We start from the raw sequence: 21,074 nt of genomic DNA on the forward strand, positions 1-21,074 counted from the left end.
GCCTTCCTTTTTTTTAAGTTTAGTTTCTTAAAGCATATATCTATGAAAAGACTTTTATCGCTGTTTTTACTAAGCATTATCACCAATGGGATTTTATTTGCTCAGTCGGATGACTTGGCAGGTGCAGAAAAAATCGAAGGTTTCATTGATTTCCATTTGGATAAAGAAAAAGGGAAAATCTACCTAGAGATCGAAAACTTAAATTCCGAATTTCTTTATGTGAATTCTCTCACTGCAGGTATTGGGTCAAATGATATTGGTCTGGACCGAGGCCAGTTAGGAGACACACGAATTGTAGAATTTAGAAGATCTGGTAACAAAATTTTCCTGGTCCATAAAAACTTGGGCTTTAGGGCATATTCTGATAACCCTTCAGAAGTCCGATCCATAAATGAGGCCTTTGCTGAATCCATCATTTGGGGTTTCGAAATCAAAGAAAAAATCGGCGACAACCTTATCGTGGATGCTACTAACTTCTATATGCAGGACGCACATGGAGTTAGCCAAAGACTTTCCAGAAGCCGAGAAGGAACCTATCGAACCGATGCATCTAGAAGTGGACTGTATTATCCGATGACGAAAAACTTCCCTCAAAATACTGAAGTGGAAGCCACCATCACTCTCACGGGTACTCCTACAGGACGATACCTAAGGTCTGTTACGCCAACTGCTGAGGCTGTGACAGTGAGAATGAGACATTCTTTCATTCAGCTCCCAGATGATGAATATGAGCCAAGGGAATTTGACCCTCGAGGAGGCTATGGATCGATAAGCTACATGGATTTTACTACTCCCATTTCAGAGCCAATCCTCAAAAGATACATTGCCAGACATAGACTGGTCAAAAAGAATCCAGGGCCTGAACTATCGGAAGTTGTAGAACCCATAGTTTATTACCTGGATAGAGGAACACCGGAACCCGTAGCATCTGCATTAATTGAAGGAGGAAATTGGTGGAACCAAGCCTTTGAAGCAGCAGGGTTTAAGGATGCTTTTAGGGTAGAATTAGCTCCAGAAGGAATGGATCTAATGGATGTAAGATATAATGTTATTCAGTGGGTTCACCGTTCTACTAGGGGTTGGTCTTATGGTGCTAGTGTCAGAGATCCCAGGACGGGTGAGATTTTAAAAGGCCATGTTTCACTTGGATCACTCAGGGTAAGGCAAGACTTCTTAATTGCTCAAGGCCTTATACAACCATATGTAAACGGAGATGAACCAGATCCAAAAATGCTGGAGATGGCTCTGGCCAGGCTACGTCAATTATCAGCTCATGAGATTGGGCACACTATAGGTTTAAGTCATAGCTTTGCTACCTCAGCCACTCAAAGGTCTTCAGTTATGGACTATCCTTATCCAGTGATTACTGAAGATTCAAACGGAAACCTCGATTTCTCAAATGCCTATGACGATAAAATCGGAGAATGGGATAAATGGGCTATCAAATTCGGGTATGGTTATCCTGAATCTGGGCAATCTGAAGACGAGTTTTTAGCAAAAACCCTCGAGGACACATATGCTGCAGGCTACGAATTCATTACTGACGCCGATGCAAGAGATCCTCAGGGAATTCACCCAAGAGCCCATCTTTGGGACAATGGAAGTTCTGCGCCCCAAGAATTGATGCGAATGCTGAAATTAAGACAAAATAAACTTAAAACCTTCGGAATGAATGCCATCCGTTCGGGAGAGGCTCAAGCCACATTAGAGGAAGTCTTGGTTCCCCTTTACCTCATGCACCGATTTCAGGTAGAAGCCACAACAAAGCTTGTGGGGGGTGTTGATTTCAGGTATAAGATTAAGGGTGATAATCAACCTAATCATGAATGGATTTCATATGAAGATCAATCAGAGGCCATTGATGCCTTGATGTATACGATTCACCCTGATCAGCTGGCGGTGCCAGATCATATTCTGGCATTAATCCCTCCCCGACCTCCAGGTTTTGGAAGAAACAGGGAAACATTTGTTTACAGAACGGGGCCCATGTTTGACCCAATTGCACCAGCTGAAAGCGTGGTTGACCTCACTTTAGGATTCCTATTGGAAGGCTCTAGGATTAACCGTGTATATCTTCAAAATTTACAAGATCAGTCACTTCCTGGTGTGGTAGATGTGATTGGCCAAGTAACTAGTCCTACCTTTTCAAACGAGGTCCCTGAGGGCATTAAAGGAGAGATTAAGTTCATGACCGAGGCTAAATTAGTGGATCATTTGATTAAGCTTGCCAAGGATCCGGAGGTGTCAAAGACTGTGCGAGCTCAGGCTAGAAGCATTTTGTTTTCCTACTCGGAAAATGGGGTGAATTCCTTAAAGAAAAGGGCAAGTGAAGGAACCGTGTTCGGCATGCACTCCTCGTTCCTTTCAGACCAGATCCAGGCCTTTTTAGATTTGCCGATAGAATTTGCTCCTCAAGAGCCACTTAAAGTTCCTGATGGATCTCCCATTGGGATGGATGATATGAGTTGTGATTTTGAGTTTTGATTAAACATGATTTCAATACTTATTCTGTATTGAACACTAAAAGTAGAACACTTATATTGACGTTTTTAAGCTAAAAGGGAAGATATGGCTACAAAAAGGTGCTTTGTAGTAATGGGTTTTGGAACCAAAACCGATTATGTAAATGGTAGGAAGCTTAACTTAGACAAGTCTTATCGAGTATTGATTAAGCCTGTGGTGGAGTCGAGGGGGATCGAGTGCGTCCGTGCGGATGAAATAATTCACTCTGGTTCAATTGATGTAAAAATGTACCAAGAGCTCCTCCAAGCTGATTTGGTTATTGCCGATCTTTCTACCGCAAACCCGAATGCCCTGTATGAATTGGGCGTTCGTCATGCCCTGAGGCCATTTACGACGATAGTCATTTCAGAGGATAAGCTGGTTTACCCTTTTGACCTGAACCATATTTTAATTTCTAGCTACAAGCACCTTGGTGATGCCATCGGATACGAAGAGGTTGGAAGGTTTCGGGAAGCATTGGGAAAGCAAATTGATGAGGTCCTACAAAAACAGGAGTCCGATAGTCCAGTATATACTTACTTAAACTCCCTAATTCCTCCGAAACTTGCGGATAGTATCACTCAGCTAGGTTCTGAACCTGGAAGTGAATCATCTGATGATGACCCAGCAATGGGTCAGGCTCTTTCCTTTATGGTAGAAACGGGTGAGGAAGCCATTCATAAACATGAATTCTCTAAGGCAAGAGACCTATTTCAATCTGCGCTGACACTTTCAGAAAAGGATAAGAAGCAAAAGGACATTTACCTGGTGCATAGGCTAGCCTTTTGCACCTATAAAGCAGCGGAACCAACTTTAAAAGATTCACTTTATACCGCTTTGGGCTTGCTAGATGAAATAAACCTGGCACATTCCAACGACACAGAAACCGTCGCCATGGCGGGTACGATCAAAAAGAAACTGTACGAAACAGGTGAAGGCTCTAATCATCTGGAGGATGCAATTCTCTTTTTCCAAAGAAGTTACTATTTATTAAATAATAGATATCATGGGATAAACCTTGCAATTTGCTGTGTTTACCGCGCTACTTCTGAGCTTTGTAAAACAAAAGAACAACAAATAGCAGACCTGGTCATAGCACAAAGGACCTGGGAAAGAGTGCTTTACTTATGTGAATGGGATGAAAAAGCAATTAAAGAAAAGCTTTCTCAAAATAATTCATGGGATACGGATGGCATAGAAGGTCAAGATCTAGAAGAATATTACCTCAAACAAAAATTTTGGATTGCCGTTAATCGAGCCGAAGCTAACTTTGGTCTGGGAAATTTTGAAGCCTATGAAGAGGCTATTAAACTAGCCAAAAACACCTCGCACCCGAAATGGATGTGGGATAGTTTCGAAACTCAACTTAAAAGACTCACAGAAAAATTAAAGGAGTCAGGGCAGCTAATGAATCCAGCCTGGACTCTTCCAAATGGAAATTAACAAATGAAAAACCCATTACTTAATACTTTTCAAACCCCAAGAGATACAGCACCATTTGATCAAATTAAAACTGAGCATTTCCTCCCTGCAATCAAGGAAGGAATAAAACTAGCTCAAAAGGATATAGAAAATATTAAATCAGAGCCTCTTCCCACCTTTCAGAATACAATTGAGGCATTGGACAGAGTTGGAAAGCAACTTTCGAGAGCTAGCTCCATTTTCTTTAATCTAAATTCGGCTGAAACCAATGATGAAATCCAGAAGCTGGCTAGAGAAATAGCTCCACTTCTCACCGAGCACTCAAACAATATCCTTCTTGATTCTGAATTATTCGAGAGAGTAAAGCAAGTTTTTGGGCAGAAAAACGATCTGAGTTTAAGCCCGGAACAGCAGATGCTACTGGAAAAAACTTATAAATCTTTTGTTAGAAATGGCGCAGGATTGGACAAGGATCAATCCGAGAAACTTCGGGAGATTGATCAAAAGTTGGCCCAGCTGAGTCTGAAGTTTGGAGAAAATGTTTTGGCAGAAACCAATAAATTCCTTCACGTGGTAACTACTGAAGAGGAATTGGAAGGTTTACCTGATTCGATTAAAGATGCAGCCGCAGCTTTGGCAGAGGAGAAAGGCCATGAGGGCTCTTGGGCTTTTTCCCTTGAATACCCCAGCTACATTCCTGCAATGACTTATGCGGCAAACAGAGAGCTTAGGAAAACCCTGTTTATGGCCTCAGGAACCAAATCATGTAAAGGAGATGAATTGGATAATCGGGAGAACATAAAAGAAATAATTAAACTACGATTTGATCGAGCACAACTTTTAGGATATAAATCTCATGCACATTTTGTTCTAGAGGAACGTATGGCGAAGACTCCAGAAGAAGTTACCAACTTCCTAACTAATCTCCTCGAAAAAGCCAGACCTAGGGCTGAGGAAGAAATGAAAGAACTATCTGATTTTGCACAAAAAAAAGATGGCTTAGATCGAATTGAGAAATGGGATTATGCCTATTACGCTGAATTATTAAAAAAGGAGAAATTTTCTTTAGATGATGAATTACTACGCCCTTACTTTGAACTGAACAAGGTAGTAGACGGAGTTTTCCAAACGGCCGAAAGACTATACGGAATCACTTTTAAAGAGAACCCCAAGATTCCTGTTTATCAGTCTGATGTAAAGGCCTATGAGGTTTTTGACAAGGACGATGAATTTCTATCAGTCTTTTATGCAGACTTCTTTCCAAGAGCAGGTAAAAGAATTGGAGCGTGGATGACAAGCTTTAAGGGGCAATCCAGGTTTGACGGCAAAAATGAAAGGCCTCATATTTCTATAGTTTGCAATTTCACCAAGCCATCTAAAACACGACCAAGCCTCCTTACCTTCAATGAAGTGACTACGCTCTTTCATGAATTTGGTCATGCCCTTCATGGCATGATGGCAAATGGCAGTTATGAGTCCTTGACTGGCACGAGCGTGTATTGGGATTTTGTGGAACTCCCCTCTCAGATTTTTGAAAATTGGTGCTATGAAAAAGAATGTTTAGATCTTTTTGCGAGTCATTTTGAGACGGAAAAAAAGATACCCGAGGAATACATAGAAAAAATCAAAGCCTCAGCAAATTTCCAGCAAGGCTACCAAACTCTAAGACAGTTAAGTTTTGGTTTATTAGATATGGCCTACCACGCACAAGATCCATCTAGAATTAAGGATATTGAGGAGTTTGAGAAGGAGTCAATGGAAAAAACAAATCTTCTACCCGACGTAAAAGGAACAATGATGAGTCCTGCATTTTCGCATATTTTTCAGGGTGGCTATAGTTCTGGATACTATAGTTACAAATGGGCAGAAGTCTTGGATGCAGATGCCTTTGAACTTTTCCAAGAAAATGGAATATTTGACCAGGAAACCGCTGATTCTTTTCTAAAAAATATTCTTTCAGCTGGAGGAAGTGAACACCCTTCTATTCTGTATAAAAGATTTAGGGGAAGAGAACCCAAAGAAGATGCATTACTGAAAAGAGCTGGCTTAGTCTGATAAATATGAACAAAACGGAAATTTACCTCCCCCCATTTCTGAAGGTCCTTGCGGTTCTCCTTCTGATCTGTGTAATAGTTTATATAATGATCGTAGGAAAACCTCTGTTGGTACCTATTTTAATGGGAGGTTTTTTTGCCATCCTTTTCACCCCGATGGGAAAATGGCTGGAAAAAAATAAGATCCCAAGGGTGCTTTCGAGCATTATAGCATTGCTTTGCATGACGGCGATTGTTGCTGGATTAGTCACCTTTATCATCACAACTGTTTCTAGCTTTACATCAGAATTTGATAAGGACGTTTCTGAAAGAGTGACCGAATATGCAGAGGCAATTGATGAGTGGACCATTTCAACCCTTGGGGTGGATGAGGAGCTTAGAAATAAAGCCAATACAGATTATTTAAAATCAATTCTAGCCGAGAACAGCAACAGTGTTTCAGGATTCGCTCTGAAAACCGTGGGATCGCTTTCTGGAATTGTTTTGATTCCTGTTTTCATGTTTTTCTTTCTCCTATATCGAGATCATTTGACGCGTGTCGCCATACAGCTATACCATAAAAAAGACCCGGCTTTGGTGAAAATGAGGATTACTCGCCTTACCAAAGTAATTCAGAATTACATTGTAGGAGTGGTTAAAGTGATGGGGATTTTGGCCATATTGAATATTACCGCCTTTACCATTATTGGTGTAAAGCATGCTGTTTTCTTCGGTACCATAGCGGCAATCCTGAATATAATTCCATACGTTGGACCATTCTCAGGTATCTTGATGCCAGTAAGTTACTCCTTCCTAACCACGGATAGTCTCTTTTACCCACTTGCCATTCTGGTAGCATACCAAGTCATCCAATTCATAGAAGGAAATATCCTTACACCAAAGATTGTAGGAAGTAATGTTAATCTCAACGCCTTTGTAACTTTCCTTGGCCTTTTAGTCGGTGCGAGCATCTGGGGAGTGGCAGGAATGATTCTGATTATTCCAGCAATGGCAATAATGCGTGAGATTTTTGAGCTCAACCAAGAGACTCTTCCATTTGCTATTCTATTTGGAGAGGAAAAGGAGTTGGGAAAACCAGTGGAGTCAGAAGATGAGGGGGATGACAAAAGCAACAAAAATTCAGCCGATGAAGAGAAATAGCATTTGGCTTTTTTGTCTTTACTTTGTCTTTTTTTCTTGTGATTCTATTGAGGATAAAAAAGGAAGGTTTTTACTGAAGGGCAATGAGAAACTAGCTGAAAATGACCCCAAAGGAGCAATTGCTTTTTATCAGGAAGCCCTTGAACTCGACTCCCTCTATAAAGATGCTTACTTCAATAAGGCTTTAGCTCATCTTGAGCTGAATCAATTAAATGAGTCCATCTTAGATTTTTCGAAGGCCATTCAAATAGACCAAAATTATATAGAAGCAATATTCCAACGAGGATTGACCTATCTGGATAATGGAGAATTTTACAAGGCAAAGGCGGATGCTGAGAATCTTTTGAACAAAGCTTCTGAAGATTGGAGGTCTTATTTTCTTCTGGGGCTTAGCGAAGAAAAGCTCAAAAACTACCAAGGTGCACTTGCTGCTTTTCAAAGAGCTAAAGAACTAGATCCCGATAATTCTGATCTTTGGGTTAACGAAGCCACAGTTCTTTTTTATCAGGAAGATCTGATAAAAGCTTTAACCAGCCTGGAAAAAGCAGAGGAACTAAACCCGATGGAAGCCAATATCTATAATCTACGATCGATGATTCTTTTCGCTCAGGGAGAATACTCTAAGGCAAACTCAGAAGTAGACAAGGCTTTGGAAATAAGTCCAAGTCAAGCATATTTCTACAATAATAAAGGGCTTTATTTACTCTTTCTGGAGGATCTCGAAGGTGGTTTGGATTTGATCAATCAAAGCATCAAAATGGACCCGAAGAATCAATTTGCCTTAAGAAATAAGGGAATTTATTACGTCCTAAAAAATGATAAAGAGAGTGCTTTGAGCTATTTGACTAGGCTAAATGAGGACTTTCCTGACATGGATTTAGTAAAGGAGTATTATGAAAAGGCTCAGGCTCTGGAATAAAACTTACTCACCACTTCCTTGATGGAGCTATGAAGCTCAGCGGCATCAATTGGCTTAGCCACAAATCCATCAAACTTACACTCACGAATTTGTTCTATTATCTCCAACTTTGCGGCAGCAGTCAAGGCAATTACAGGAATTTCAAATTCTTCCTTAATAATTTTTGTGGCTTCAAACCCATTCATTATTGGCATTTGAATATCCATTAGCACGCAATCATACTTTCTAGTTTTTTCTCTAAGGATATCAATGCATTCCTTACCATTGACCACCCTATCATAGGTATAGCCCCACTTCTTAATGATTTTTCCAAGCACAAGGGCATTGACCTCATTGTCCTCAGCCATAAGAAGATGTATCGTATCAGGAATCTTTACCAAGTCAGGGGTGATAACAGTGGGTTTCTTAGAAGAATTATCCAATTCAAACTCAAGTTCGAAGTAAAATTTACTTCCTTCACCTACAGCTGAAATTAAATGAATATCTGATCCCAAAATATTAAGGAGCTTTTTCGTGATGGAAAGCCCAAGGCCCGTTCCACCATACTTCTTATTGAATGAGGGCTTCACCTGATCAAAATCTCCAAATATCTTTTCCTGATTTTCAGGGGCAATTCCAATTCCGTTATCCTTCACTTCAAAGTAAACGCTAACCGTGTCTTTGGTCCTTTTCACTTCCTCGACTTTTACACTCACCAGTCCCTTATGGGTGAATTTCAAGGCGTTAGTGATCAAATTATTAAGAATTTGAGATATTCTGGTTTTATCACCTTTTACCACTATATCTAAAGAAGAATCCAAATCAAGACTCAACTTATTTTCGCTATCTCTGGCGTGGAAAGTTAACCCCTTGACTATTTGGTTCAGCAATTCGGAAAGATTGAATTCAGCATTTTCGATATGAAGTTTACCCGCTTCAATCTTCTGAAAATCGAGCAGATCATTTATCATAATGATCAAATTATCAACAGCGAAGTTTATGGTGTTCAAGGCATTTTTCTGGTAGTCAGAAGGTGACTCCTGAAGCAGGGAGTAAACAGAACCTGAAATCGCATTTAATGGAGTTCGCAATTCATGACTGATCATGGAAAGAAAATCGGATTTGATCTGGTTAGCTTTTTCAGCTGCTTTCTTGGCATCATCTAATTTGGCCTCAAATTCCTTTTGTTCACTGATATCGGTGAGATATCCATACCAAATCATGGCTCCATCCTCTTGTTTCTGAGGCCTGGCGGCACCCATGACCCACTTAAAGTCATCCCCGGCCTTCACTCTGAATTGGCATTGCCAAGGCTCCACTTTTTTTGCTGATGCCACTGAGGTCATTACTACGTTCGGTAAATCGCTAGGATGGACATTTGCCATGGCAAGACCAATATCCTTTATATTCTCGATTTCGGGTGAAGAAAGTCCTAAAACAGAACCTATACCCTTGGAGAGAAAAGCAAAGCGAATTTGTCCATCATTTGATAAAACCATTTGATAAAGTCCACCGGGAACCTGATCGGTAAGATTCATCAAAAACTCCGTGCTATCTTCCAGAGAACGTTCCAGACTAACTTTCTCTGTAATATTTCTCATCGAAATAGCGTAAACCTCTTCTCCAACTCCCTTTATTTGCCTAGACTTAAGTCCAATGGTAAGAGAATCATTCTGATCAGTTTTTAGTGTGCTAAATCTCTCTTCACCATTTCCGAGCAAAGTTTGAATCCAAGAATTGATGGAATCAGTTTCATGAACCAATCCATCCAAGTCTAAAATATGCTTTGGATCTTCATTTTGCCAAAGACCAAACATTTGTTTCGCCTCCTTATTGACCATCAATATCTCCCCAGATGATTTGATCAAAATCATCGCTTCAGGGGAATCCATAAAAACTGCCTGAAGGAAGGCTATTTCTTCTTTGGCCTTAATTATTTTTTCATTATTCCAGACGATGCCCGCCAAGTTGGATTCATCCAATTTAGGATTCACCGGCGCGGCCTGGACGCCTAATTTAACCTCCCCAGAAAGCTTCAATCCCAACTCAAGAGAGGAAGTCTTAACTTTTTTAAGCAGCTTTTTTTCAAACCTTTTGAAAGTAACCTGTTCTACATTATCAGAATCACTTTTCTTAATTTTTACCCTTTTACCAGAATTAAAGATTTTGGCTGCAAGCTCGTCCAATTCAAAAACCTTCTTTTTCCGATCATAAACCCATCGACCAACTTCTGTAAGATCTCCATTATTTTGGATCAACTGATTTTGAATCAACTCTTCTTTTGCGGTGGTTTTATCTTGTTGCTTTTGGAAGGTCTGCATGTAGAATTTTTCCCCTGCAAATGAAACCCTTACATTCAGCCATTCGAACTCACCACTGGCTTTTTTAACTCTTATTTTTGCAATAAATGGCTTTTGATTCTTCTTAAATTTCTTCCAAAGCTTTGAAAAGTCCTTCCAATCTTCCGGGTGAACGAATTCTTTTAGGGGTTTATTAACCAATTCATCAGCACTATACCCCGTCATACTCTGGGTAGCTGCATTCACAAATGTGAAGATTTCATATTCACCTATTCCAATGGAATCTGAATGATCTGCGATAAATCGGACTGCTTCTTCCTTACTTGGTGATTCTAAATCTTCAAGTTTTTTTCCTTTGTAAAAAAGGAAGTAATTGGAATCATTTTCATGAGGAAGTTCGAGAGAGAATGTAAACTCCTGACCATTATGATTAATGATAAGTTCTTCCTTAAAAATGTACGAATTGACATCCAGACCTAATCCGACCAGGTTTCTTTGCTCAAGCTTTTCACCTATCGCATTTTCAAAAAGATCATTCCCATAAAAAATAGTGTAGGGATAAGTGTCATCCGCCAAAAAGACCATTTCGGATGATTCATAAATTATCTTTTTGAACGTACTGTTAACACCTTTATCTGACATGGATGCCGAGCCTCGCAAATCTTAACGCTTAGAATGGTTTGCAAACAGCAGCAAACATACACTATTTTGTATTTTATAACAAATTAAATGTTTTATAAATACATCTATTTGGCTTTCAAAAAGACAGCAGTTTTAGCTTTGTACGTATTTCTTTAATAGTCAGGCAAATAAAAAAAGCTGCATCCTAATGAACGCAGCTTTTTGTTATGATTTTGATATGGTTACCCGTGTTTTTTGATCAGGTTAAGAGCTGATCCAGCCTTGAACCATTCGATCTGACCTTCATTATATGTATGATTCACGGTGATAGAATTGGAAGATCCATCAGCATGCTTTAATACCACAGTCATTGGCTTTCCAGGAGCAAACTCAGTTAATCCCAAAATATCAATTGTATCATCTTCCTGTACCAAATCATAATCAGAAGGGTTATCGAAGGTCAAAGCCAACATACCTTGTTTTTTCAAGTTAGTTTCATGGATTCTGGCAAACGACTTTACCAAAATGGCTCTTACTCCAAGGAATCGAGGCTCCATAGCCGCATGCTCCCTAGAAGAACCTTCTCCATAGTTTTCATCCCCGACCACAATTGATCCAATACCTTCTTCCTTATAATGACGCTGCGTGGCAGGGACCTCTCCATATTCACCGGTCAATTGATTCTTGACCGAATTTGTAGAATCGTTAAAGGCATTGATAGCTCCGATTAGCATATTGTTGGAAATATTATCCAAATGACCACGATACCTCAACCAAGGACCTGCCATGGAAATATGGTCCGTGGTACACTTACCTTTTGCCTTTATCAAAAGCTTTAGATTCTTTAAATCTGTTCCTTCCCAAGGTTCAAACGGCTCTAAAAGTTGCAATCTTTTTGATTCAGGGTCTACCACCACATCCACATTTGACCCATCTTTCGCCGGAGCCTGATAGCCGGAATCCTCCACTGCAAAACCCTGAGGCGGAAACTCGATTCCTTGCGGTTCATCGAGTTTGACTTCCTTCCCATCCTCATTGGTTATGGTATCAGTCATGGGATTGAAAGTAAGATCCCCTGCTATCGCAAAGGCTGTTACAATTTCAGGAGAAGCCACGAAGGAATGGGTATTCGGGTTTCCATCATTTCTTTTTGCGAAATTCCGATTGAAGGAGGTAATGATTGAATTTTTCCGATTCGGATCATTGGTATGACGTGCCCACTGACCAATGCAAGGTCCACAAGCATTTGCCAGTACCACACCTCCCATTTGACCAAAAGTATCTAAGTACCCATCCCTATCTACAGTGAATCGTACCTGTTCGGATCCAGGTGTAATCGTAAATTCCGCCTTAGCTTTAAGGTTTTTATCTATCGCCTGCTTGGCAATAGAGGCCGAGCGGGTAATATCTTCATAGGACGAATTGGTACAAGAACCAATAAGCCCAACCTCCAACTCTTGCGGCCATTCATTCTTCTTAACCTCTTCGGCAAACTTAGAAAGTGGAGTTGCCCGATCTGGAGTAAATGGTCCGTTGATATGAGGTTCTAATTCTGATAAGTTTATTTCAATGACCTGATCAAAGTATTTCTCAGGATTAGCGTATACTTCAGGGTCTCCGGTCAAATGTTCCTTCACCTGATTAGCAAGGTCAGCTATTTCTGCTCTACCTGTACCACGAAGGTATTCCTCCATTTTCTCATCATATCCAAATGTGGAGGTAGTAGCGCCAATTTCAGCACCCATATTACAAATGGTCCCTTTACCAGTGCAGGAAAGGGAGTTGGCCCCTTCACCAAAGTATTCAACGATAGCTCCAGTACCACCTTTCACTGTGAGAATCCCAGCTACTTTCAGAATTACATCCTTTGAGGCTGTCCAGCCAGATAACTTCCCGGTAAGCTTAACACCAATTAGTTTTGGGAATTTTAATTCCCATGGCATCCCTGCCATCACATCCACAGCATCAGCTCCTCCTACTCCGATAGCAACCATCCCAAGGCCACCTGCATTCACCGTGTGGGAATCCGTTCCAATCATCATTCCTCCTGGAAATGCATAGTTTTCCAGTACAACCTGATGGATGATTCCTGCACCAGGTTTCCAAAAACCAATTCCGTATTTATTTGAGACGGATTCCAGAAAGCTAAATACTTCACCACTGGCATTAATGGAGTTTTTTAAATCTTCTTTGGCTCCATCTTTTGCTAAAATCAAATGGTCACAGTGTACTGTAGATGGAACCGCTACTTTATCTTTTCCGGCTTGCATAAACTGCAAAAGGGCCATTTGAGCAGTGGCATCCTGCATTGCAACCCTATCAGGTTGGAAATCAACGTAGGAGCTGCCTCGCTCATGCACTTTGGTGGCTGGTCCATCGGTAAGATGAGAATAGAGAATTTTTTCAGTTAAAGTCAAAGGCTTTTGGACCACCTTTCGTGCAGCTTCAATCCTTTCTGGATATTTGGCATACACTTCTTTAATCATTTCAATATCAAATGGCATAATGAATTTTTTAATGGAAAAATGTCGATTCTTTTATGAAGGGAATATACGAACTGAGATGGACATTCACCCACCGCTAATCCTATAGAAATTGTAGATTCCTATAATTTTGAATCCTTTAGGGGGATTAAAGACTAAAGAAGTACGGTCAAAAGAATTAAAAGCAAAGAAAAACCTGTCACAAACATCCAGACCGAATATTTGAAAACATGTTTTGCTCTCACACCAGTGATGGCAAGTAAGGGAAGTGCCCAAAATGGTTGCAAAAGATTTGAGATTTGGTCTCCAAAGGAAAAAACCATCACCATTTTTCCAAGATCAAAACCCATGGTCTGGGACACATCCATAAGGATAGGACCTTGAACTGCCCATTGCCCACCCCCAGACGGAACCAAGAAGTTAACAGAAGCAGCGGCTATTAAGGTCAAGGGAGCAAAACTTGCCTCCGAACTGTTTTGCAAAACCCAAGTAGAAAAAGAGCTCAAAAGCCCGGAGCTCGTAAGGATTCCTAAAATTCCCGCATAAAAAGGAAACTGAATAAGAATATCTGCTGAATTCTTTAATCCCTCCTTAACTGAAGCAGTGAACTTTGGCAAAGTTCGATAGGCCAAAAGAACAAGAGCAAAAAGGATAAAATTAACCAGATTCAAATCGAAGAAAGAGGCATCCTGGGAAGACCAAAAGTATCCGGAAATCACACATAGCAGCATAAAAAGTCCGACCAAAATTCCAACTGGGAAACCTTTTCCGGCCTCGATTGGCTGTAATTGTTTTGGCTTTATGGTTAGATTTTGAGCTTTGTAAAAGCGCAAAATCAATATCAATGTTATGGCAAAAACTAAAACTAAAAGACTTGTTACCAAGAAGTTAAACCCAGTAAAAATCGTCTGGTCAATTGAAATAACTCCTATAGACTCCTCCAAAAAATGACCTTTTTCAGCCACCTTTAGAGGTGCAGAACCAGAAAGCCCTCCGTGCCAAACTGCCATACCAGCATAACTGGAAGCGGCAAGTAAAGCTGGGTCTATCGGGATTCTTTTTTTGGACATTGCTTCCGAGACGAACCTAGCAAGTAGAGCCCCCACGATAAGTCCAAAGCCCCAATTGGCCAAACTGCAACAAACTGAAATTAAAAGAACAAATAAAACGGCCTGAGACTTAGTGGTAGGGAATTTCGAAACTCGCAATAGGAAAGAGTGAACAGGACGGTAAATAGCGAGACAATAACCAAAAACTAGAATCATGATCATTTGAAGAGTAAAACCCAGAAGCCCAAAAAACCCCTCTCTCCAATAGGTCATGGTTTCATTGAGACTTGAAAATAAATTTGTATTGGGTTGGTCACTGAGAAATTTTACACTTAAAAAAATGCAGCTTAGCGTCAAAAAAATGACAAGTGTAAATGGATTTAAAAACGACTCTCGTTGAGTGGATTTTGCCAAAACTAAATTTATTTTTGTGAGTGGAAAATATACCTTATAATTGGAAATTAATACGGATGCAGAGTTGAAATTTCACCTTCAATTCGTTCTGTGAATTAATCCGATGGAACTCTCCTTCAATCCATTTTCATTGATCCTTTTGCTTTCCGGCAGTATAGTTGGTCTGCTTTGCGGGTACATTGCTTTTTTACTGAAAGGCTTAGTGAGATGGCTTGCCTTAACCATGCTTTGCATTGCAATATGGGGAGTTTTCTATGGATTGGAATTAGCCAGTCAGAATATTTCCGATATGATTTTCTGGGGCAAATTACAATATATTGGAATTGCTCTTGCACCGGCTGCTTGGCTATATTTCACATTAAAATATACAGACTACAAACTTCAAAGGAACAGGCCACTTGTTTATTCGCTCCTTCTCATTCCAATTGTCACCATCATTTTGGTTTGGACCAACGAAAGTCACCATTGGCATTATATAAGTATTGGCTTAAATGAATCAGGCCCTATCCCACTTCTGAAACTTGAAAATGGTCCATGGTACTTCGTAAATGTGGCTTATTCTTATTTAGTTTTTTCTCTAGGCATATTGGTTCTTTGGAAGAGGTTCAGGTTTGCAGACCCTTTGCATAGAGCCCAAACTAGGCTCATTCTTTTCGCTGGTATTTTCCCGCTCTTTTTTAACCTGCTTTACCAGACGGGAATATTTATACCGTATGATGGCATCGATTTAACCCCATACGCTTTCTTATTTACTTATATCATTGTGGGCATTGCCATCCTTAAATTCAACCTTTTCAGCATAAAGCCCATAGCAAGAGATAAGGTAGTCGAAGCTATCACGAAAGGCGTCCTTGTTTTGGACGAAAAGAACTTGGTCGTCGATTTTAATCCGGCCATGGAGTCATTCAACCCAAGAGAAGTTGAATTAATGAGAACTTTTGACAGTCAACGGATTTTCAAGGACCAACCTGAAATTCTTGCTTTGATTCGAAACAAAGATCACACCTCGATTCAAACCCAAATTAAAAGAGGCGATAAAGAGATGATTCTGGCGATTGAATCTATTCCTTTGGAGGATAAAAATTCTTCCCTAACTGGAAAAGTGCTAATCTTTGATGATATCACACGGCAAATTGAAACCCGTCAACGTCTTGAAAGTCAGGCAAATGAATTGCAGCAGTTAAATGACTTAAAGGATAAATTCTTTAGCATTATATCGCATGATCTTAAGGGGCCAGTTTTTGGTGTGACGGAGCTGATTCATCTCACCCAAACTGGAATGATCTCCCAAGAGGAGTTTTTTGAAATGCTACCAGAAGTTTCAAAAAACATGACCAACGTATCCGTGCTTCTAGAAAACCTCTTAGCTTGGTCAAGTAGTCAATTAAGAGGTGAGCAACGTTTTCCTGAGGACTTTAACACCCTTAAATCTTTGAAAAGCCAGGCTGAATTGTTATCCAGAATAGCCAATGAGAAGGAGGTAGAAATTGAAATTTTAACAGAGGAAGATATCTACGTGTTTGCCGATAAGAATATGATTGATTTGGTAGTTAGGAACTTGATAAATAATGGCATCAAGTTCTCCAAGCCCAAAACTAAAATCGAATTAACTGCAGAGCTAGAAGGTGATAAAGTGAAAATTTGCGTGCAGGATTTCGGAATTGGTATTTCTGAAGATAACCTGGAGAAACTCAAGAGTGGTGTGAGCTTTACCACCAAAGGTGAAAGTAACGAAACTGGTACCGGTTTGGGACTAGTACTGGTGAGAGAATACCTTAAGAAGAATGATGGTGAACTGACTGTAACATCTGCACCCGGCGAGGGATCTAAGTTCTGTGTCACTCTTCCATCTTCAGAAAAGAATAAAGTAAGCCCTATTTTAACTGAGTTAAAAAACTCATAGTATCCACTCCATCCGCATAATCATCAACTGAAGGATATTGAGCCTTTCCAAAGCCTATCATATCGGGAGCTTTGCCGACAATACACTGAATTTTATCGGCGTTGGATTCTAACTTTGACCTCAGGTCAGACTCATCATTGTAATACTCATAATAAAGAGTGGCAATAGGTGAAACGATTTGTTCATCTTCCTTAAGGAGCAAAAATCCAGAATCAAGGTGAGGAGTACTATTAACCAAAAAGATGGATTTATTGTACTCGTAATTATTGAAGTATTTGTGATGGTCAGCCACAGATTGAAAAGGCTCTAAAGAATCTAACAGCTTTGTCAAATCAAAGTCTTTATGAACAAATAACTTGGAAACGTTTCTACAGCCAAGTCCAAAATAGGTGAAGATATCCTTACCTAGTTCTTGCAGTTCAGCATCAGATTGGTCAGAATTTATTACTGCCACTGACGTCCTGTTTTTCCGAATGATGTTAGGATACTTCCCAAAATAATAATCAAAATACCTTGATGAATTATCACTTCCTGTAGCTATATAAGCGTCCTTACCTTTTAAAAAGGGTTCCACACCTATCCTGTCAGTAAAACCATTTTCCCTTAACTGAGAAATTATCCAACTCATCAAAACCGAATCCGAGTTACTCATTTTTACTGATACCCTGTTTCCACTCAATAAGACACACATCAGATCGTGAAAACCCACAGCTGGAATATTCCCTGCCATCATAAGTCCCACTTCCAAATTCGAGTTAATGTCTGAAATTGCATAATTTGACAGCCAGGATTCCAACTTTTTCGGCTCAAGTATTTTAATCAGCCCTTCAAATGAAGACCTAGATGAATCAGGTGTAAACCAGCTGTTTTCATTCCTGGCTATGATAAAAAGTCCATTTTCAACCTCATCAAGTTCTTTTTGTATTGCGTTCCGCAAGCGCAGAAAAGCCTCAATTCTTTCAGTTAATCGCACAGAATTTAATTTTTAGCAAAGTTACCCAATTTCCCTTGGGTTATTAAATTGATTTAAATTAGTTAGTATGACAACTTTTTCTTTGTCTTCTAGTTTTCTGATTATTAGTTTTGTGATTAAAATAAAGGATTGATATGGCGATAATGATTACAGATGAATGCATTAATTGTGGTGCATGCGAGCCAGAATGCCCTAATACGGCTATCTATGAGGGAGGAATCGAGTGGACTTGGGGAGGTGGAACTTCTCTAAAAACGGTAACACTTGAAGATGGCACTGTGGTAGATGGAACTGAAAGTCAGGAACCTGTTTCGGACGAATTTTACTATATCGTAACAGATAAATGTACTGAGTGTAATGGATTCCATGAAGAGCCTCAATGTGCTGCTGTATGTCCTGTGGATTGCTGTGTGGATGACCCGGATCACCCTGAAACTGAAGAAGAACTGCTTGCTAAAAAAGCCTACCTTCACGGAGAATAAACGCAGTTTGTTTATCTTTTTTTACTGAATATTACACAAAATCAGTCGTTTATTTTTATGACAAAAGTCATAAATTAAATTTTCAGGCTTGCTTTTTTGTTAATCTCAGAGTGAAATGCTTTATCTTAGCCCTAATTATTAACCCAACAAATTAAAAGTACTGTGGAAGATCATAGAGGATATGACAGAGAGGAAATCTTCTCGAAGAGAGTTAAAGCTGGAAAAAGAACTTACTTTTTTGACGTAAAGTCAACCAGAGCAAATGATTATTACCTGACCATTACTGAGAGCAAGCGTAAGCCAAATGGTGACGGGTTTACTTATGAAAAGCACAAAATTTTCTTGTACAAAGAGGATTTCCTTAAGTTCGTCGATGCATTAAACGAATCAGTAGAACATGTGAAAACTGAGCTTTTGCCAGATTATGACTTTGAGCAGTTTTCAAATGATGAATCTGAGGAAGAAGAATACAATAACGAATTGAAATGGGAATAGGCCAAAGGCCCCCAGTTCAATAATTACTTAATTTTAGGTACAAAATCCTATATATTAGAGGAGGCTTCGGCCTCCTTTTTATTTGTCTATGCAGAGATTCTTTATTTATACTTTCCTAATCATCCTCTTGTTTTGCCTGTTTGGATGGTATTTCTCAGACATTACTTCTTTTTTCGTCCTATCGCTGATCCTTTCGGCAATTCTAAGGCCCTTAACCAATCGGCTACATGAGTTCCATGTCCTTGGTCAGCACATTCCGAGATGGACGGCCATACTCCTTTCTTATGCATCTATTGTCTCGGTTTTAGTCCTGGTTTCATTTCTATTTTTTCCTTTAATCAATAACCAAATTGCCATTCTGAGTGAAATTGATCTAGAAGGAATCTATGAGAGAATGCAAGTACCAGTGTCTAATGTAGAGGTCTTTCTATCCAAATATGAATTGATTGAAAACCGGCCCGGACTGCTCTTCGACCAAATCAAGTCAACCTTCATTTCCACGGTCAGTGAGATTAATATTGGACGATTCATCAGTGGACTCATCAATACCACTACCACAGTTCTTATTGGACTCCTTGCGGTAGCTTTCATCACTTTTTTCCTCCTTTTGGAAAATGGATTATTAAGAAGAAACCTCTTAAACCTAATTCCGAATCCATACTTTGAGCTCTCTGTAGCGACATTTACAAAAATAGAAAAGCTGCTCTCAAACTACCTTACTGGTCTCTTACTTCAGGTTACAGCTATCTTTTCTTTGGCAAGTCTTGGTCTAACTATAGTGGGAGTAGATTATGCCTTGACAATCGCGCTTTTCGCAGCTATTGCCAACCTAATCCCTTACGCTGGCCCTCTTCTCGGCTCCACTTTTGGAATTATCGTAGGGCTTTCTACGGGTGATTATGAATCCAGCACCCAACTCAATTATTTGATCATAAAGATTCTTGCAGTCTTTGGTCTGGTGCAGGTCACAGATAATATCTTCCTCCAGCCGATGATTTTTTCAAAATCTGTAAAAGCGCACCCTCTTGAGATTTTTGTTGTTATCTTTGCCGGGGCAAAATTAGCAGGGGTAGCCGGAATGATATTCGCCATCCCTGTTTACACCATCTTTAGAGTTGCAATTATTGAATTCTATTATGGGTATAAGTCCTACAGAATCTTCAAAATAAAGTAATCTAATGGCATTACAGTGTGGCATTGTGGGTCTTCCAAATGTTGGGAAATCCACTCTTTTTAATGCGCTTTCAAGCGCAAAGGCAGAAGCAGCAAATTTTCCATTTTGTACCATCGAGCCTAATGTAGGCGTGGTCACAGTTCCTGATCCCAGACTGAATGTGTTGCAGAGCCTCGTAAAACCAGAGAAGCTTTTACCTACAGTGATTGAATTCGTAGATATAGCTGGTTTGGTTAAGGGCGCAAGTAAAGGAGAAGGATTAGGGAATAAATTCCTGGCCAATATTCGGGAAGTCGATGCCATCATTCATGTTGTTAGATGCTTTGAAGATGAGAATGTGGTCCATGTGGCCGGAAATGTTGATCCAATTTTTGATAAAGAAGTCATTGATACCGAGCTCCAGTTGAAAGATCTGGAATCAGTAGAAAAGAGAATTACCAGAATTGAGAAAATCGCCAAATCCGGTGACGCAAAAGCAAAGCATGAACTGAGTATCCTTAAATCTTTTCAGGATGCCCTGCAAGCCGGTAAAAACGCCCGTTCGGTAGAGATCGAAAAAGAAGACTACCACATCATAAAAGAATTACAGCTTCTTACCATTAAACCGGTCCTTTATGTTGCCAATGTAGATGAGGAGACGATCGGAAGCACAAATGAACACGTAGAAAACCTCAAAGAAAACGTGAAAGATGAGAATGCTGAAGTGGTTGTCCTTTGCGGAGCTATAGAATCTCAGATTGCTGAATTCGATGACCTGGAAGAAAAAGCTATGTTTCTGGAAGAATATGGATTAAAGGAAAGTGGTTTAAATAAATTGATTGCTGCCGCATACCATCTTTTAGATCTTATCACTTATTTCACCGCAGGGCCGAAAGAAGTTCGTGCATGGACCATAAAAAGAGGCTGGAAAGCACCTCAAGCTGCTGGTGTGATCCACACCGATTTTGAGAGAGGTTTCATCAAAGCCGAAGTAATTAAGCTTGCTGATTATGAGAATTTTAAGACTGAAGCAGCCTGCCGTGAGAATGGAAAAATCGCCATAGAAGGGAAGGATTATGTAGTTGAAGATGGAGATATTATGCATTTTAGATTCAACGTATAACATTTTCATTAAAAAAAACGTAATTTTATTGCTTGTTTACTCACCCATTCAGAGTTTTCAAT

The 21,074-nt window shown here is 39.8% G+C and carries 14 protein-coding genes; 10 read left to right on the forward strand and 4 right to left on the reverse strand.

The window, feature by feature from the left end; all coding sequences use genetic code 11:
* The first annotated feature begins 42 nt into the window (after positions 1-42).
* The 5 genes from QVH07_RS00415 (at position 43) to QVH07_RS00435 (ending at position 8,037) form a co-directional block, all read left to right on the forward strand.
* On the forward strand, positions 43-2,484 hold the full coding sequence (locus tag QVH07_RS00415) for a zinc-dependent metalloprotease (protein WP_289998126.1): 2,442 nt from the start codon (positions 43-45) through the stop codon (positions 2,482-2,484).
* Positions 2,485-2,568: 84 nt separating this feature from the next.
* Positions 2,569-3,945 carry a tetratricopeptide repeat-containing protein gene (locus tag QVH07_RS00420; protein WP_289998128.1) on the forward strand — a complete coding sequence of 459 codons (1,377 nt, stop codon included), beginning with the start codon at positions 2,569-2,571 and terminating at the stop codon, positions 3,943-3,945.
* Positions 3,946-3,948: 3 nt separating this feature from the next.
* Positions 3,949-5,979 (forward strand): M3 family metallopeptidase, encoded by a 2,031-nt coding sequence (locus QVH07_RS00425; protein ID WP_289998129.1) that lies wholly within the window; start codon positions 3,949-3,951, stop codon positions 5,977-5,979.
* A 5-nt stretch (positions 5,980-5,984) separates the two neighbouring features.
* The gene (locus QVH07_RS00430) at positions 5,985-7,118 is read left to right on the forward strand and encodes an AI-2E family transporter (protein WP_289998130.1); all 1,134 of its coding nucleotides are present in this window, start codon (positions 5,985-5,987) and stop codon (positions 7,116-7,118) included.
* Positions 7,078-8,037: a tetratricopeptide repeat protein gene (locus QVH07_RS00435; protein WP_289998131.1), complete on the forward strand. Its 960-nt coding sequence runs from the start codon at positions 7,078-7,080 to the stop codon at positions 8,035-8,037. The genes QVH07_RS00430 and QVH07_RS00435 overlap by 41 nt, the downstream gene beginning before the upstream one ends.
* On the opposite strand, the gene QVH07_RS00440 is transcribed toward QVH07_RS00435, so the two are convergent.
* The 3 genes from QVH07_RS00440 to QVH07_RS00450 all read right to left on the reverse strand — a co-directional run bounded on the left by QVH07_RS00440 (position 8,022) and on the right by QVH07_RS00450 (position 14,883).
* On the reverse strand, positions 8,022-10,958 hold the full coding sequence (locus QVH07_RS00440; protein ID WP_289998132.1) for an ATP-binding protein: 2,937 nt from the start codon (positions 10,956-10,958) through the stop codon (positions 8,022-8,024). The two genes, QVH07_RS00435 and QVH07_RS00440, sit on opposite strands and share 16 nt — an antisense overlap.
* Before the next feature lie 221 nt (positions 10,959-11,179).
* On the reverse strand, positions 11,180-13,441 hold the full coding sequence (locus QVH07_RS00445; protein WP_289998133.1) for an aconitate hydratase: 2,262 nt from the start codon (positions 13,439-13,441) through the stop codon (positions 11,180-11,182).
* A gap of 134 nt (positions 13,442-13,575) precedes the next feature.
* Positions 13,576-14,883: a TIGR00366 family protein gene (locus QVH07_RS00450; RefSeq protein ID WP_289998134.1), complete on the reverse strand. Its 1,308-nt coding sequence runs from the start codon at positions 14,881-14,883 to the stop codon at positions 13,576-13,578.
* Between the two features lie 103 nt (positions 14,884-14,986).
* On the opposite strand from QVH07_RS00450, the gene QVH07_RS00455 reads away from it, so the two are divergent.
* Positions 14,987-16,786 carry a sensor histidine kinase gene (locus tag QVH07_RS00455; RefSeq protein ID WP_289998135.1) on the forward strand — a complete coding sequence of 600 codons (1,800 nt, stop codon included), beginning with the start codon at positions 14,987-14,989 and terminating at the stop codon, positions 16,784-16,786.
* Here QVH07_RS00455 and QVH07_RS00460 read toward each other — a convergent pair.
* Entirely contained in the window at positions 16,758-17,759 is a 1,002-nt protein-coding gene (locus QVH07_RS00460) for an acyl-CoA reductase (protein WP_289998136.1), read from the reverse strand. The genes QVH07_RS00455 and QVH07_RS00460 overlap by 29 nt on opposite strands.
* A 134-nt stretch (positions 17,760-17,893) precedes the next feature.
* On the opposite strand from QVH07_RS00460, the gene QVH07_RS00465 reads away from it, so the two are divergent.
* From QVH07_RS00465 to ychF, 4 genes are all read left to right on the forward strand, one after another.
* Positions 17,894-18,241 carry a 4Fe-4S binding protein gene (locus QVH07_RS00465; RefSeq protein ID WP_289998138.1) on the forward strand — a complete coding sequence of 116 codons (348 nt, stop codon included), beginning with the start codon at positions 17,894-17,896 and terminating at the stop codon, positions 18,239-18,241.
* A 162-nt stretch (positions 18,242-18,403) separates the two neighbouring features.
* Positions 18,404-18,736: a DUF3276 family protein gene (locus tag QVH07_RS00470; RefSeq protein ID WP_289998139.1), complete on the forward strand. Its 333-nt coding sequence runs from the start codon at positions 18,404-18,406 to the stop codon at positions 18,734-18,736.
* 88 nt (positions 18,737-18,824) lie between these two features.
* Positions 18,825-19,910, forward strand: a complete 1,086-nt coding sequence (locus QVH07_RS00475; RefSeq protein ID WP_289998140.1) for an AI-2E family transporter — start codon at positions 18,825-18,827, stop codon at positions 19,908-19,910.
* A gap of 4 nt (positions 19,911-19,914) precedes the next feature.
* A complete protein-coding gene (gene ychF / locus QVH07_RS00480; protein WP_289998141.1) occupies positions 19,915-21,012 on the forward strand; it encodes a redox-regulated ATPase YchF in 1,098 nt (365 codons plus the stop codon).
* Positions 21,013-21,074 lie beyond the last annotated feature (62 nt).

The sequence above is a fragment of the Algoriphagus sediminis genome (assembly GCF_030403435.1).
Taxonomy (GTDB): domain Bacteria; phylum Bacteroidota; class Bacteroidia; order Cytophagales; family Cyclobacteriaceae; genus Algoriphagus; species Algoriphagus sediminis.